The organism is Nonomuraea solani (genome assembly GCF_900108335.1).
In the GTDB taxonomy this organism is placed as follows: Bacteria; Actinomycetota; Actinomycetes; order Streptosporangiales; family Streptosporangiaceae; genus Nonomuraea; species Nonomuraea solani.
Genome location: NZ_FNVT01000018.1, coordinates 109,481 through 123,884 on the forward strand (window position 1 = coordinate 109,481; position 14,404 = coordinate 123,884).

The window sequence follows — 14,404 nt, forward strand, 5'->3', positions numbered from 1 at the left end:
AAGGGTGGCGAGATCTCCACCGACCGGCGCGAGGAGGTGGTGATGACCGCGCTGTGCCCGGCGCATCCTGCAGGCCGCCCTGGTCTACGTCAGGCCGAGCCCGAGTGGGCCGCCCTGTGCACCCTGTCGGCCTGCACGCCCTGCTGAGCATCGGCACCCTGGGAACGAGCCCTGCCACTCGGGGTGACGTGTGTGGGACCGGCTCCGGATGACTCCCGTGACGTCGCGGTGGTCAGGTGGCCGCGCCGCGGGCGATGTAGACGTTCATGCCCGTGAAGTCGAGGGTGATGTTGTAGGGCTTGTAGAAGCTGTGGAAGAAGGTGGCCGGCACATCGAACCCGAGAGGGGCGAGCTTCGAGTTCGGGTTCGTGTTGCAGTAGATGTCCTTGGCGACGGCGTTGCCGAGGCGGATCTCCGTCGGGTAGCAGGGGTAGGTGACGACTGGACGGCTGTGGGCGAAGGTCTGGATCGGGCGGTCGTGGTCGGTGCGGATCTGCAACTGCTCGGCCGTTTCCCCGTGCGCGGCCGCGGCCAGCTCGCTGCCTCCGCCGATGGGCATGGCCACCACCCGTGGGCCGGAGCGGGCGACGCCGGCGATGCTGCCCCTGCTGTGGACCATGTGCTCACGGGCCAGCCACAGCGGCAGGGGCTCGGCGCCCGATCGTTGAGCGGCCGCTCGTACCTTGCCGGCCGCTTCAGGAGTCCTGCGCCGCAGGATCAGTTGCCGGCCCGCGTAGTCGAAGGTGGTCAGGAAGTGGTAGAAGACCCACGTGCCGATCATGCCGTCATTCTCCGTGGTGACATCCCCGCCCGACTCCCACTCCATCCACGACACGGGCAGGTTGCGCACTTCGATGCCACCCAGCTTGAACGACTCCAGCACGCCCCCGTGCTGCCACACTTTGCCGTTCAAATAATCCATCTTCGAACTGGCGACGGCGCTCAACCCCGCCTCCTTGGCCACCGTCGCGGACACGCTCAGCGATGGCGTACCCGTGTAGAACGCGAAGCGCTTCAGCGGTCCGCCGTTGACCGAGGCCTCCACCAGCGGCTGGGGGTCCGTCTGCAGCCAGCGCACCTGCGCGATGTCGCCGTGGATCTGATACGGCTCGCCGCGGAATGCCGCGAACAATGTGGCGGCGCCTTCCTGACCGGCCGCACGCCAGTGGGGTGCAGAGAGGGCGAATTTGTCCTGCCGGATGTAACAGTCGGCCAGGAACCGGTGGGCGTCCTTGTCATCAGGCGCCAGTTCGATGGCCATCTTGAGATATCTCTCGGCCTCGGAGAACCGGTTGGACAGCAGCCCGACAAAGCCACGACGGCGGGCCGCGTGCGCGTTCTTGGGGTCTGTTTTCAGGATCTCCTCGTACGCGCGCCCGGCCTGCTCGAACTTGCCGGCCTTGAACAACGCGTCCGCGTCCCCGCTGCCGGCCAGCGCCGCGGCCGCCCCGCCCAGCAGCGGCGCCGTCGCGGCCGCACCGGCCACCACCGCGGCGCCCCGCAACAGCGAACGCCGGTCCCATTTCCCGTCATTGACCAAAGCCTTCTCCTCTTCGTGATCACCTGCGCCGGAACTCTCTGTCCAGCGGACCGGTCACAGCCGGGTTCAGCGGCCCGCTCGGCACCTCGCCCGCAGTTCGCCCGCTGACCCATCCACTGTCGGCCGGTCGTGTCCCCGCCTCGTCCGCGCCGTGTCACAGCCGTGTGACGGCCGCAGCCGCCGCCTGCGGCAGACAACCCGCGCACATCCGGCACCAATCGTGGTTCGCGGCAAAAGCGCCGTGTCAGGCATACCTAGTCGCGCAGGCCGGGCCATCCGCTGTGGCCAGCCGGTCGGCGTTGGACGAGGACGTCCGCGGCCTGGTGTCCACCCGCGCCCAAACCGCCAGCCGCGGCTGGACGCCCTGGGCGCCGACGGCTCGACGCGCTGATTGAGGAGAAGGCCTCCGCCCATCTGCGCGGGGACCGGCCCGAGTTCGCGGCCGCGCCGGCGGAGTCGCGACCTGGCGACACGCTGGGATTCTGGAAGTCCGACCGGTGGGGCCGCTCGGCGGCGCACGTGCTGACCGTGGTAACCGAGCAGCAGGCCGACGGCATCGCTGCGGCCGAGCGCCGCCAGGAGTCGGGACAGATGCCGCCAGGCGTTGATCACCTGTCTGTCAGGAAGGCCAGGGCGTCGGGCGCGAAGCGTTCGTCGGTGAAGGTGGCGCTGTGGCCGCGGCCCGGATAGACGACGAGTCGAGCGTCGGGGATGCCGTCGGCTGTCTGCCGGGCCAGGTCGAGCGGGTAGACGAGGTCCTTGTCGCCCTGGATCAGCAGCGTGGCCGCCTTGATGTCGTGGAGCCGTCCGCGGAGGTCGAAGCCGTCCTCGGCGTTGAGCACGGTGATGGCGTCGGCGTGGTCTTTCCGGCCCGTGTCCGACAGCCAGAGCAGTCCTTTGAGCAGCCTCCTGCTGATCGGCGACTCGGTGACGATCTCGGCCAGCGCGAGGCTCGGCCGCCGGCCTTGGCGGGCTCGTTCGATGTAGGCGTACTGGGCCCGTTTGCCGACGGGGCCGAGGGTGCAGGCCGTACCCGCCAGAACGAGGCGGTCGACCAGGGCGGGATGGTCGGCGGCGAGTTGGAGGGCGATGGAGCCGCCTGTCGAGATGGCCAGCATGCGCACCGGGCCCTCGAAGGTGGCTTTGATCGCTCGCGCGTAGACCGCGGCGAGGTCGGCCATCGTCGTTGACGGTGGCAGCCCGGGTGGGCGGTTGACGACGTAGACGGTGAAGTGCCGGGTGAAAGGGCGTACCAGCCGCATCGTGGACCAGCGCGCCAGACCCGTCGGGTTGGCCGCCTGAGGGGTGTAGAGCAGGACGACCAGAGGCGGTCCTTCACCGGCCGTCAGGTACGGCAGGCCGTTCATCATGAGGTGATCCCTTCGGTGACCGCGTCGATCAGGCGGGCCGGGTAAATGTCGGCGCCCCTCTCGGAGGATGCTGACAGCAGGCTATATCCATATGAACAGAATGGATTTTTGGTCATAGCGTAGCAACCGGCGGGTCTCGCACTGAGCCCGGCCGCATGGTTCCGGCTCCGGTAAATACGTTGCGGGGCCCGGAACGGGCGGGGCATGCTGGGGCGATCGAGCGGCGGAGAGCGCTGCCTGGACCAAAGGAGGGCTGACGGATGGCCATCACTGCGCTGCGGCATGTCCGCATCAGTCCCACCTCATTGTTCAGGAGCACACCCGTTGTCTTCCGAGTACGAACTTTCTGACACCCATGAACCGGCCGCGGCCTTCACGTTCCATTCGGTCGACGAGGAGCTGGGCCCGGATCAGCGGTGGTCCACCTGGCTGGAGGTCGAGCGCGGTTCTCGCGGCCCGGAACCACGCCCCTCGTGGGTCGTGACGGAACAGGCTGCGATCGACACCGAGCTCGGCGTGCTCAAAACCGGCAAGGAAGCCGACGTCTTCCTGCTCGAACGGGCCGTCGAAGCCATCGGCGACAACCCGGCGAAGTCCTCGCTGCTGGCCGCGAAACGGTACCGCACCGAGGAACACCGCTCCTTCCACCGCAGTACGTCGTACGTCGAAGGCCGCCGTACCCGCAACAGCCGCGACAGCCGGGCGATGGCGAAGAAGACCTCGCACGGCCGCAGTGTCGCGGCCGGTCAGTGGGCGTACGCCGAATGGGAGGCCCTCAACCGGCTGTGGAAGGCCGGCGTCCCGGTGCCGTATCCCGTGCAGGTGGACGGCACCGAGCTGCTGATGGAGTTCATCGACGACGGCGAGGGCGGTGCCGCGCCCCGGCTCGCCCAGGTCCGGCCGTCGAAGGAGCTGCTCGGTGTGTACTTCGAGCAGCTCCGCGAGGGCATGCGTGAACTGGCCCGCGCGGGGCTCGCGCACGGCGACCTTTCGCCGTACAACGTCCTCGCGCAGGCCGAGCGGATCGTGATGATCGACCTGCCCCAGGTCGTCGACATCGTCGGCAACCCGCAGGGCATGGACTTCCTGATGCGCGACTGCCACAACATGGCCACGTGGTTCACGAACCGCGGGCTCGAGATCGACGAACAGGAGCTGTTCGCCGACCTGCTCACGATGGTGTTCTGATCGCCTTCCGCACGACAACACACGCCTGGCACGACATCAGGAGAACCTGGATCGCATGAACACTCCGGAAGCGGAGGTCGACGTCGATGAGGAGCTTGTCGACCGCCTGATCCGCGCCCAGCACCCGGATCTGGCGGGCCCGCTCACGCTCGTCGCCAACGGCTGGGACAACGTCGTCTACCGACTGGGGGCGGATCTGTCCGTACGGCTGCCGCGCCGCCGGCTCGCCGTCGACCTCATCGTCAACGAGCACCGCTGGCTGCCGATCCTGGCCAAGCAGGTCGACGTCGCGCTGCCCGTGCCCGTCAGGATCGGCGAGCCCGGCGAGGGCTACCCGTGGCCGTGGACGATCGCGCCCTGGTTCGACGGCCGGACGGCCGCCGACGTGGCACCGCCCGGCCGGGCGGGCATCGCCGTGCCGCTGGCGGCCTTCATGACGGACCTGCACCGCCCGGCGCCACCCGACGCCCCGCGCAACCCGGTCCGCGGCGTTCCGCTCACCGCCCGCGACACCGTCGTACGGCAACGTCTGCGGTCGATCCCCCGCTCAGCCGAGCTGTTGCCCCTCTGGGAGAAGCTGGTCGCCGTCCCGCCGTGGCGGGGCCCCGCGCTCTGGCTTCACGGCGACCCCCACCCGGGCAATCTCCTGCTCGATGACGCGGGGCTGGTGGCGGTCCTGGACTTCGGCGATCTCACCAGCGGTGATCCCGCCACCGACCTGGCCGCCGCGTGGCTGGTGTTCGACGAGGAGGCGCGTGAGGTCTTCCGGTCACAGGTGGAGGCCGGCGAGGAGACCTGGCAGCGCGCACGGGGCTGGGCCCTCGCCATGGGTACGGCGCTGGCCGCCCACTCGGCCGACTCCCCCGGCATGGCGGCCATCGGCGATCACGTACTGGAGCAGGTGCTTCTCACCTAAGTCACCCGCTCCCGACCCGCAGCGGCTCGATGGCCGCACCGTTCCGGTGATCGTGGGGCGGTCCCTCGAACGGTCGCGGCCGGCTCGCCGCCCGTCATCGTCCTGTTCCTCACCACCGGCACACCCGTACCATCGACGGAAGATCCCCAAGCACTTGGAGGAGCAGCAATGGACACATCCGCATATTTAACGGCGGTCGTCGAGCAGACGAGCACGTTCGCCGATTGGGTGCACGGCAAGGACGCGACGGCCCCGGTGCCGACATGTCCGAAGTGGACGCTGGCCGATCTCGTCGACCACGTCGGCGCGGTGCAACGTATGGTGACCATGCTCGTGGGCGAGCAGATGACCGAGCCGAGCGGGGCGTTCGCCGGCTACGTCCCGGGTCCGGCCGATTCGGGCCAGTGGCGCGCCTGGCTGAACGACTGCGCGGCCGAGGCGCGACAGGCGTTCGCGTCGGTCACCGATGACACGCCGGTGTGGGATCCGTCGGGCGCCGCCGCAGGCGTGCCGTTCTGGTCACGCCGGCTTCTCGGCGAGGTTTGCGTGCATCGCGCGGACGCGGCCGTGGCGCTCGGCGTGCCGTACGAGCTGGCGCCGGAGCCCGCCCTCGCGGCCCTGGATGACTGGCTGGAGACGATGACCTCCCGCGGCTACTGGGAGAACAGGCCGGGCTTCGCCGACGCGATGCGCGGTGACGGTCAGACGCTGCGCTTCCACGCGACCGACGCGCCCGGGGAGTGGGTGGCACGCCGGGAACCGGACAGGGTCGTGCTGGAGCGTACGCACGCCGAGGCGGACGTCGTGGTAAGCGGCCCGGCCGCCGAGCTCCTGCTCGTGATCAGCAGGCGCCGCCCCCTGAGTGCGGCTTCCGCGCTGGAGGTGCGGGGGGATCGGGCGCTGCTCGACCACTGGATCGATCACATGGACTGGGTCGCCGAGGGCTGACTCACGCTGTCGCGAGGAGGCCGGCCGTGTGGCGGCCGTGTGGCACCTGTGTAGTGCCCGTTCCTAGCCTTGGTGACATGCGTGTACGAGCAACCCTGATCACCACGGGCATCGCCGCCCTCGCCCTCGCCGGCCTCGCCGTCCCCGCCCAGGCCGCCGCCTGGGAGCCCCACTCCCGCTACGGCAGCTACCGGGCCTGCGTCGACGCGGGCCAGATGTACGTGCGAGAGAACTACGACGAGTACAAGTGCACTGACGGCCCCGGCTACTACCAGCTCTGGCTCCGATAAACCCGGCACCGCGGGCCGGGCGACCCCCGGCCCGCGGTATTTTCGATCTTCCTGCTCCAATCTCTCGACCATAAAACGCCTCGTGGGCAACAATCGCCGCAGACACCACGAGCGAGGAGCAGGGCCTTGGTCGACGCGACTTTCCACATCCTGGGCCCGGTACGCGTGTGCCGGCCCGACGGCCAGCAGATTCGCCTGACCGGGATGCAGCGTGCGGTGCTGGCCGGCCTGCTTCTCCACGTCAACGCGCCCGTGTCCAGGGAACGCCTGGTGGAGGGGCTGTGGGAAGGCCCTCCGCCGTCGGCCGTCGCCAACCTCCAGACCTACATCGCCCAATTACGCAAGGCGCTGCCTCCGGAGACGCGGCTGCTCACGCGGGGAAAGGCGTATCTGCTCGAGGCACGCGCCGAGGAGGTCGATCTGCTGGAGTTCGAGCAGGCGACGCGCTCGGCGCGAGGCGCGGCCGAGGAGGGCGACCTCCGTACGGCCGTCGACCGGTTCGAGCGGGCCCTGGCGATGTGGCGAGGAGCGCCCGCCGAGGGCACCACGCTCGCCGGCCCCATGATCGCCCGCGTGGCCGAGCTGGAAGAGCGGCTGGCCGCGGTCAGGCTGGACTGGGCCGAGGCGAAGCTGGCGCTCGGCCGGCCCGGTGAGGTCCCCGCCGAGGTCATCGAGGACCTCGGCCTTTTCGTCGCCGACCAGCCGCTGCGCGAGCGCGCCTGGCGGCTGCTCATGCTGGCGCACGCGCGAGCCGGGCAGCGGGACAAGGCGCTCGAAACCTTCCAGCGAGCCCGCTCGGTGCTCGCCGACCAACTGGGGCTCGAACCCGGTGAGGAACTCCAGCGTACGCAGGCCGCCGTCCTGGCCGGCACGCTGCCGGCGAGTGAGCCCGCGCCCTGGTCGGCGGGCTGCCGGCTCCCCGCCGACATCAGGCATTTCACCGGCCGCGAGGACGAGCTGGCCACGCTGGACGGGATCCTGCAGGCGGAGCCGTCACGAGCCGCCACGACCTGCGTGATCAGCGGCACGGGCGGGGTGGGGAAGACCTCCCTCGCCGTGCACTGGGCCTACCGCGTACGCGACCGTTTCCCCGACGGCCAGCTCTACGTGGACCTGCGCGGTTTCAGCCCCGTCTCGGCGCCCCTCCCGGTGGAGGAGGCGGTACGCGTCCTGCTGGGCCTCCTCCAGGTCCCCCACCACCGGATGCCGGCCACCTTCGAGGAGCAGATCGCGCTCTATCGGAGCCTGCTGGCCGGCCGGCGGGTGCTCGTCCTCCTGGACAACGCCCGCAACCCGGACCAGGTCCGCCCGCTGCTGCCCCCGTACCCCGAAGCCCTCACCCTGGTGACCGGCCGGACCGCGCTCACCGGCCTGATCGCGACCGAGGGCGCCCATCTGCTGCGGCTGGCGCCGCTGTCCGGCGAGCAGGCCGGCCGGCTGCTCGCCCGCCGCCTCGGCCGTGATCGGCTCGACGCCGAGCGCGCGGCGGCCGACGACATCATCAGGACGTGCGCCGGGCTGCCGCTCGCCCTGGGCGTCATCGCCGCGCGGGCCATCTTCAACGCCGGCCTGCCCCTCGCCGCGCTGGCCGAGGAGCTCCAGGCGGAGACCACCCGGCTGGACGCGCTGCGCACCGACGAGCTCGGCACCGACCTGCGCGAGGTCTTCGGCTCCTCCTACCGGGTGCTGGCCCCCGCGACGGCGCGGGCCTTCGCCCATCTGGGCCTGGCGCCCGGCCCGGACATCGGCCTGCCCGCCGCCGCCGGCCTCATCGGCCATCCGGTGGCCCGGGCCCGCACGCTGCTCCAGTCGCTGGAGACCGCCCATCTGCTGTGGCAGCACGTTCCGGGCCGTTACCAGATGCACGATCTCGTACGCCTGTACGCCATCGAGCGGGCGGAGCACGACCTGAGCGCGGAGGACCGTAGCGCGGCCGTGCGCCGCCTGGTGGACTTCCACCTGCACACCTCGCACGACGCCAACCGGCTGCTCTCCCCGCACCGCAGGGTCGTCATCGAGCTGGGAGCGGCGGCCCCCGGCTGCCCGCCGCACGCCCTGCCGGACGCGGCGGCGGCCCAGAGCTGGTTCAGGGCCGAGCACTCCTGCCTGCTCGCCACGCAGCGGCTGGCCGCCGGGCACGGGCTCGACGTCGCCGCCTGGCAACTGGCCTGGACGCTCGACACCTTCCACCTGCGCCACAACCTGCTCCAGGCGTCCGTCTCGACCTGGCGTACGGCGGCCCGCGCGGTGGAGCACGTGAGCGATCCGGACACGCACGCCCTGGTCCACCAGATGCTCGCCCGCGCCTGCGCCCGCGCGGGGCACCACGAGGAGTCGCTCACCCACTTCGCCGAGGCTTTGACCCGGTACGAGGACTCCGGAGACCTGGCCGGCCAGGCCCACGTCCAGCACGCGCTCGCGATCGCCTGGGAGGACCGGGAGGAGCCGGAGCGGGCGGTGTTCCATCTGGAGGAGGCGCTGCGCCTGTACGCGAAGCTCGACGACCCCGTCGCGGAGGCCAACGCGCTCAACTCCCTGGGCTGGAACCAGGCGCTGCTCACCGACTTCGCGGGCGCCCGGCGGAACTGCGAGCAAGCCCTGGTCCTGCAGCGCCGCCACGGCGACCGCGTCGGCGAGGCGGCGACCCTCGACAGCCTCGGCTACATCGCCCACCACGGCGGCGAGTACGCCGAAGCCCTCGACCACTACCAGCGGGCCCTGGCGCTGCGGCGCGAGAACGGCAACGCCGGCCAGGAGGCCGAGACGCTCTCCCACCTCGGAGACACCTACCACGCCCTCCGCCGGGACGCCGAGGCCGCCCGGGTCTGGAGCCAGGCCCTGGCCATCTACCAGGACCAGCATCGCACCGCGCAAACGGAACACGTCCAGGCCAGACTCGCCGCCTTGACGGCTCCGTAAGGTTCCGCGAAGGGACCACAACGGCGATGATCGCCCCCTAAACTCGGCGATGAAGATCCACATCTAGAAAGGTCGTCACATGGTCGAGGCCGACCGCGTTCCTGCCGGGATCAACCCGAATGTGCCGAGCGTCGCCCGCATGTACGACTACTACCTCGGCGGCCGCGACAACTTCGCCGCCGATCGCGAGGCGGCCGAGAAGATGATCGAGATCGGCCGGCGGATGGGCAACGACGCCCGCGAGATCGCCCTGGCCAACCGCGAGTTCATCCGCCGCGCCGTACACGTGCTCGCCAAGGCCGGGATACGCCAGTTCATCGACATCGGCGCGGGCCTGCCCACCCAGGACAACGTCCACCAGGTGGCCCAGCGGCTCGCCCCCGGCTCCCGCGTCGTCTACGTGGACAACGACCCCATCGTGCTGATCCACGCCCGCGCGCTGCTGGCCAGGGACCCGAACGTGCTGGCCATCGAGGGCGACCTCAAGGACCCCGACGCCATCCTGGACGACCCCCGCGTCACCGAACACCTCGACCTCTCCCAGCCGTTCGCCGTCCTGCTGGTCGCGGTGCTGCACTTCATCCCCGACGACGCCGAGGCCGGCCGGATCGCCGCGCGCGTCCGCGAGCGCCTCGGGCCCGGCGGGTATCTGGTGCTGTCGCACCTTCTGTACTCGGGCGACGCCATGGAGGGCGCCGCCACGGCCGGTCAGCAGGTCTACTCCGGCACGACCTCGGGCGGTCTGGCACGGCGCGGCTACGACGAGATCGTCCCCTTCTTCGACGGCCTGGAACTGCTCGGCCCTGGCGTCGTACCGGTGGCCGACTGGACGCCCGACGCCTCCCCCGGCGGCTCGTACGACCTGAGCACGGGCGGCATCCTGGCCGGCGTGGGCCGACGGCCGGAAAAGGATTGGACGGGATGATCCTCGGCCTTGTAGCTTGCAGTCGGCCGTGACACCGCCCGAGGAGGTGAGACCCATGACTCTGTATCGATGTGGGTGCTCTCTTCCCGTCATGGCCGGGCGATTGACGTAGGTGTCGCCGGGAGCGCCGCGCTGACAAGGCACTCCCGAAAGGCAACACCGATGTACGACGTGATCATTGCCGGGTGCGGGCCGACCGGTGCGATGCTGGCCGCCGAACTTCGGCTGCACGATGTGCGGGTACTCGTTCTGGAGAAGGAGACCGAGCCCGCGTCGTTCGTCCGCATAGTCGGGCTGCATATTCGCAGTCTCGAACTGATGGCCATGCGCGGACTGCTCGATCGCATTCTCCCGCACGGAAGACGGCGTCCGGCCGGCGGTTTCTTCGCCGCCATCCCCAAACCCGCGCCCAAGGGCCTGGATTCCGCGCACGCCTATTTGCTGGGCATCCCGCAGCCGGTCATCGTGCGCCTGCTCGAAGAGCATGCGATCGACCTGGGTGCGCAGGTCCGGCGCGGTCGCGCGGTCGTCGGTCTCGAGCAGGACGACGAGGGTGTGACCGTCGAGCTGGCCGACGGGGAACAGCTGCGTTCGCGCTATCTCGTCGGCTGTGACGGCGGGCGCAGTACGGTGCGCAAACTGCTCGGCGTCGGTTTCCCCGGCGAGCCCGCGCGGACCGAGACGCTGATGGGCGAGATGGAAGTGGGCGTGCCGCAGGAGGAGATCGCCGCCAAGGTGGCCGAAATCGGCGAGACCCGGCAGCGATTCTGGCTCCGGCCCTTCGGCGAAAAGGTCTATAGCGTTCTGGTCCCCGCCGCGGGAGTCGGCGATCGCGCGGAACCGCCCACCCTCGAGGATTTCCGGCAACAATTGCGCGCCATCGCCGGAACCGATTTCGGCGTGCATTCTCCGCGCTGGTTGTCCCGCTTCGGGGACGCCACCCGGCTGGCCGAACGTTATCGGGTGGGGCGGGTGCTGCTGGCCGGCGACGCGGCACACGTTCATCCGCCCCTCGGCGGGCAGGGCCTCAACCTGGGCGTTCAGGACGCGTTCAACCTCGGCTGGAAACTGGCCGCGCAGATCCGCGGCTGGGCGCCGGAGACATTGCTGGACACCTACCAGGCCGAACGCCGGCCGGTCGCCGAGGACGTGCTGGACAACACCCGCGCCCAGACGGAACTGTCGTCCGCCGGACCGGGGCCGCGGGCCGTGCGCAGGCTGCTCACCGAACTGATGGACTTCGACGAGGTGAACCGCTTTCTGATCGAGAAGATCACCGCGATCGGCGTCCGCTATGACTTCGGGGAAGGCCCCGACCTGCTCGGCCGCCGTCTGCGCGACATCGACGTGAAACAGGGCCGCCTCTACGATCTGCTGCATCGCGGCCGGGGCCTACTGCTGGACCGTACCGAACACCTGACCGCCGGCGGCTGGTCGGACCGGGTCGACCACCTCGCGGATCCCACCGCGGGACTGGACGTGCCGTGCGTCCTGCTACGCCCCGACGGCCACGTCGCCTGGATCGGCGACGATCAGCGGGACCTGGACGGCCACCTCTCCCGCTGGTTCGGCGAAACGGCCGGTAGCGACTGACCATCGGAAGGCTGCCCGCGCCGCGGACGAGACGGCCGCGGGCAGCCGGGGTGCTCAGCAGTAGGCGATGCCCGGGCCGAGGAAGGGGATGTTGTGGTACGGGGTGTACTCCGAGCGCTGCCCGGGGTAGACGCAGGGGCCGTACTCGGGCCAGGAGCCGACGGTGGGGTTGGGGTGGATGACGTAGATGCTCACGGCGTATTGCCCGGTGCCGCCGGCACAGTGGACCCAGACGGTCTTGGTGCCGTCCCGGCCGGTGGTGCAGTCGGTGGGATAGGCGTGGGCGGGAGAGGCGGTGCCGACGATGGTGGCGACGAGGAGGGCGGTGGCGGCCAGGGCCGCGGGCTTTCTCATGCGCATTCGCTGTCCTCCAGCGGGCAGGCTTTTTAGGAAAGCTTCTTAAAAGATGACGAATGCTCCCTGAGTCGTCAAGGCCGCGGCCTGCTCTCCTCGCTCGGACGCCTCAGCCGCGCAGCAGCTCCTCCCGCTCGGCCAGCAGTCGCGCTCGTTCTCTGGACAGCTCGGCGTCGCGGTGCCGCAGGTGCGTTCCCACGTCCTGAACCCATCGCGCCGTCCGCTCGACCTCGGCGCGGGTCTTCTCGATGCGCTGATGCTTCACCACATCGGTGATGATGTTGTCGAAGAACGTGTCGACGAACCACCGCGTGTCCACTTCGGGCAGACGGACTCGCGCGGTGACGCCGACGTCGGCGAGTTCGCGGGAGAAGACGTCCAGGGCCCGCTGGGCGTGCCAGGCGGCCTCGTCGGCGGAGCGCAGCCGGTTGTGCTCGATGGCGTCGGCGACGAAGCCGCCGCCCAAGAGGTCCCAGGTGGAGGCGCCCTTTGCCGCGCCGAGATGGTCGAGCACCTGGGCCAGCGCCTGGAGCGCGGCCTGCCCGGCCTGGTAGGCCTCCGTGTGCTCGCGCTGCTCCGCCGAGGCGCGGTCGAGAGCGGCGCCGAGGTCCATCAGCTCACTGGCGCGGGCGTCACCACTGGTGAGGAGCTGCCGCTCCTTCTGGGCCAGCAGCTTCGCGTAATCCTCCGAGGCCGTCGCGAGCGCCGCGAGTTCGGCCTCGATCGCCTGCTCGTCCGCCTCGATCTGGGCCAGCCGGGCCCGGTGGCCGTCGAGCCGCTGCCTGGCGATGTCGGCTTCGGCACGCTCGCGGTCCAGCAGCACCTCGCGCTGGCTCACCAGGCGAGCCAGGAAAGCCTTCATTCCACCTTCCAGGCGGGCGACGTCAGCCTCCTCTTTGGACAGGTCCTTCTCCAGGTCGGCCAGGGTATGGCGGGCCTGCTGGACCTGCTCCGCGGCGGCCGTATGCCAGCGCCGCAGGTGGTCGGCCCGGTGCATCCGAGCGGCCGCCGTACGCAGCCGCTCGTCCAAGTCTGAAGAGCTCGTCACATTCCGGATGACGAACGAACAACCTCAGACGTTCCAGCACGGCTTACAGGTAGCCGCGGGCGGCGTAGTCGTAGCTGTCGTTGAATCGGACCCAGGCCTTCTTGCCCTCGAACGGCTCGAACTGGTCCGGTTGCCACTTCTTCTTGTTCTTCAGGAAGTAGGTGGCGGTCTCGCAGCCGCCGCGCGCCCAGAACGAGGAGACCTTGTCCCGCCAGTAGGCGGTGAAGTCGAACTTCTTGCAGTTCTTGGCGGAGGCCCGCCACGCGCCCATCGCGCCGCGCCAGTACTGGTGCTCGTAGACGCAGTAGTAGCCGGCCGGGCAGGACTTGGCGGTGGCCGCCATCACCACGCGGACGTCGCCGCCCTGCCAGGAGATCTCGTTGGTGCCGATCTTCGTCCCGCCGGGGAACGCGGCCATGTAGGCGTCGATCCGGGCGCTGCTGCTTGAGGCCGCCTGGGCCGGGAGCGCGCCGCCGGCGATGACACCGGCGCCGATGACGATGGCGGCCATTCTCCTGAAACGCATTTCGTCTCCCTCTTCGTGTGGTGAACAGGAAGATAGGCAGGCCGATGTTGAGCCTCTGTTGAGCGCGTGTTGAGCCGCCCTGCCAGTACACGGCGGTCCGTTACTCTCAGCGGTCATGTTGCAGAAGATCGCGTTAGTTGGACTCGTCGGCGTTTGCCTGACGCCCGCCCTGCCCGTACAGGCGGCCACGAAGTTGCCGGAGAACTTCCTGCTCTACGAGCGCACGGCCCGCGCGGACATGGCACGTGACGACCCTGATGACATTCACGACCATGAGGAGAGCTGGCTCTACGACGACAGAGCCGGCCAGCCGCTCCGGGCCGACCCCTGCTCCACCGTCGCGGTCGGCACGGGCCGGAGCACCGGCATCGGGCTGAGCGGCCGCGAAGCCGTCCGGTCGGTGACCTTCAGCATCCAGGAGTACTACGGAACGCAGGAGCAGGTGATCGTCTACCGCTCCACGAAGATCGCCAAGAAGGTCATGTCCGACTGGAAGGCCGCGGCCACCCGCTGCGCGCGCAAGGGCGGGAAGGCCGAGCCGATGGGCGTCTTCCGCCGCAAGCTCTACCCCAGTTCCCTGGGCGACCAAGCCTGGGCGGTGACGGGCTACAACACCGACGACGACGAGCAACAGGACGCCTACGTGATCGTCCGCCGGGCCAACGCGATCATCTACTACGGTGGACCGCGGCAGAAGAAGCCCTTCGCCAAAGACCGGCGAGACACCGAGAAGATGCTGGCCAAGATCTGCCACGTGGCCTCCTGCTGATGGCCGGACTCATGGGAG

14 protein-coding genes are annotated in these 14,404 nt (G+C 69.9%); 9 read left to right on the forward strand and 5 right to left on the reverse strand.

Going from position 1 to position 14,404, the window contains the following annotated elements:
* Window positions 1-232 precede the first annotated feature (232 nt).
* Complete coding sequence (locus tag C4V41_RS44330; RefSeq protein WP_103962050.1) at window positions 233-1,540, reverse strand: retropepsin-like aspartic protease; 1,308 nt, start codon at window positions 1,538-1,540, stop codon at window positions 233-235.
* 390 nt (window positions 1,541-1,930) lie between these two features.
* On the opposite strand from C4V41_RS44330, the gene C4V41_RS66270 reads away from it, so the two are divergent.
* Window positions 1,931-2,230 carry a recombinase family protein gene (locus tag C4V41_RS66270; protein WP_407670155.1) on the forward strand — a complete coding sequence of 100 codons (300 nt, stop codon included), beginning with the start codon at window positions 1,931-1,933 and terminating at the stop codon, window positions 2,228-2,230.
* On the opposite strand, the gene C4V41_RS44340 is transcribed toward C4V41_RS66270, so the two are convergent.
* Window positions 2,149-2,910, reverse strand: a complete 762-nt coding sequence (locus C4V41_RS44340) for an alpha/beta fold hydrolase (protein WP_103962052.1) — start codon at window positions 2,908-2,910, stop codon at window positions 2,149-2,151. The two genes, C4V41_RS66270 and C4V41_RS44340, sit on opposite strands and share 82 nt — an antisense overlap.
* A gap of 324 nt (window positions 2,911-3,234) precedes the next feature.
* On the opposite strand from C4V41_RS44340, the gene C4V41_RS44345 reads away from it, so the two are divergent.
* The 7 genes from C4V41_RS44345 to rox all read left to right on the forward strand — a co-directional run bounded on the left by C4V41_RS44345 (window position 3,235) and on the right by rox (window position 11,689).
* The gene (locus C4V41_RS44345) at window positions 3,235-4,098 is read left to right on the forward strand and encodes a serine protein kinase RIO (RefSeq protein ID WP_200824646.1); all 864 of its coding nucleotides are present in this window, start codon (window positions 3,235-3,237) and stop codon (window positions 4,096-4,098) included.
* Between the two features lie 55 nt (window positions 4,099-4,153).
* On the forward strand, window positions 4,154-5,014 hold the full coding sequence (locus C4V41_RS44350) for an aminoglycoside phosphotransferase family protein (protein ID WP_103962054.1): 861 nt from the start codon (window positions 4,154-4,156) through the stop codon (window positions 5,012-5,014).
* Between the two features lie 168 nt (window positions 5,015-5,182).
* Entirely contained in the window at window positions 5,183-5,962 is a 780-nt protein-coding gene (locus C4V41_RS44355) for a maleylpyruvate isomerase family mycothiol-dependent enzyme (RefSeq protein ID WP_103962055.1), read from the forward strand.
* A gap of 77 nt (window positions 5,963-6,039) precedes the next feature.
* Window positions 6,040-6,252: a hypothetical protein gene (locus C4V41_RS62325; protein ID WP_160150598.1), complete on the forward strand. Its 213-nt coding sequence runs from the start codon at window positions 6,040-6,042 to the stop codon at window positions 6,250-6,252.
* Window positions 6,253-6,378: 126 nt separating this feature from the next.
* Complete coding sequence (locus C4V41_RS44360) at window positions 6,379-9,171, forward strand: AfsR/SARP family transcriptional regulator (protein WP_103962056.1); 2,793 nt, start codon at window positions 6,379-6,381, stop codon at window positions 9,169-9,171.
* A gap of 79 nt (window positions 9,172-9,250) precedes the next feature.
* The gene (locus C4V41_RS44365) at window positions 9,251-10,096 is read left to right on the forward strand and encodes an SAM-dependent methyltransferase (RefSeq protein ID WP_103962057.1); all 846 of its coding nucleotides are present in this window, start codon (window positions 9,251-9,253) and stop codon (window positions 10,094-10,096) included.
* A gap of 162 nt (window positions 10,097-10,258) precedes the next feature.
* Complete coding sequence (gene rox, locus C4V41_RS44370) at window positions 10,259-11,689, forward strand: rifampin monooxygenase (protein ID WP_103962058.1); 1,431 nt, start codon at window positions 10,259-10,261, stop codon at window positions 11,687-11,689.
* Window positions 11,690-11,743: 54 nt separating this feature from the next.
* Here the strand turns inward: rox and C4V41_RS44375 are convergent, their stop codons facing one another.
* From C4V41_RS44375 to C4V41_RS44385, 3 genes are all read right to left on the reverse strand, one after another.
* Window positions 11,744-12,043 (reverse strand): hypothetical protein, encoded by a 300-nt coding sequence (locus C4V41_RS44375; protein ID WP_146104016.1) that lies wholly within the window; start codon window positions 12,041-12,043, stop codon window positions 11,744-11,746.
* A 109-nt stretch (window positions 12,044-12,152) separates the two neighbouring features.
* Complete coding sequence (locus C4V41_RS44380) at window positions 12,153-13,091, reverse strand: hypothetical protein (protein WP_146104017.1); 939 nt, start codon at window positions 13,089-13,091, stop codon at window positions 12,153-12,155.
* Between the two features lie 43 nt (window positions 13,092-13,134).
* Window positions 13,135-13,617, reverse strand: a complete 483-nt coding sequence (locus tag C4V41_RS44385) for a peptidase inhibitor family I36 protein (protein WP_160150599.1) — start codon at window positions 13,615-13,617, stop codon at window positions 13,135-13,137.
* Window positions 13,618-13,732: 115 nt separating this feature from the next.
* Here C4V41_RS44385 and C4V41_RS44390 point away from each other — a divergent pair, with 115 nt between their 5' ends.
* The gene (locus C4V41_RS44390; protein ID WP_146104018.1) at window positions 13,733-14,386 is read left to right on the forward strand and encodes a hypothetical protein; all 654 of its coding nucleotides are present in this window, start codon (window positions 13,733-13,735) and stop codon (window positions 14,384-14,386) included.
* The last annotated feature ends 18 nt before the right edge of the window (window positions 14,387-14,404 follow it).

Excerpts from the sequence above, each read along its gene's own strand:
- C4V41_RS44375 (WP_146104016.1), bottom strand. The coding sequence starts at position 12,043 with ATGAGAAAGCCCGCGGCCCTGGCCGCCACCGCCCTCCTCGTCGCCACC.
- C4V41_RS62325 (WP_160150598.1), top strand. The coding sequence starts at position 6,040 with ATGCGTGTACGAGCAACCCTGATCACCACGGGCATCGCCGCCCTCGCC.
- C4V41_RS44355 (WP_103962055.1), top strand. The coding sequence starts at position 5,183 with ATGGACACATCCGCATATTTAACGGCGGTCGTCGAGCAGACGAGCACG.
- C4V41_RS44365 (WP_103962057.1), top strand. The coding sequence starts at position 9,251 with ATGGTCGAGGCCGACCGCGTTCCTGCCGGGATCAACCCGAATGTGCCG.
- C4V41_RS44340 (WP_103962052.1), bottom strand. The coding sequence starts at position 2,910 with ATGATGAACGGCCTGCCGTACCTGACGGCCGGTGAAGGACCGCCTCTG.
- C4V41_RS44385 (WP_160150599.1), bottom strand. The coding sequence starts at position 13,617 with ATGCGTTTCAGGAGAATGGCCGCCATCGTCATCGGCGCCGGTGTCATC.
- rox (WP_103962058.1), top strand. The coding sequence starts at position 10,259 with ATGTACGACGTGATCATTGCCGGGTGCGGGCCGACCGGTGCGATGCTG.
- C4V41_RS44390 (WP_146104018.1), top strand. The coding sequence starts at position 13,733 with ATGTTGCAGAAGATCGCGTTAGTTGGACTCGTCGGCGTTTGCCTGACG.
- C4V41_RS44350 (WP_103962054.1), top strand. The coding sequence starts at position 4,154 with ATGAACACTCCGGAAGCGGAGGTCGACGTCGATGAGGAGCTTGTCGAC.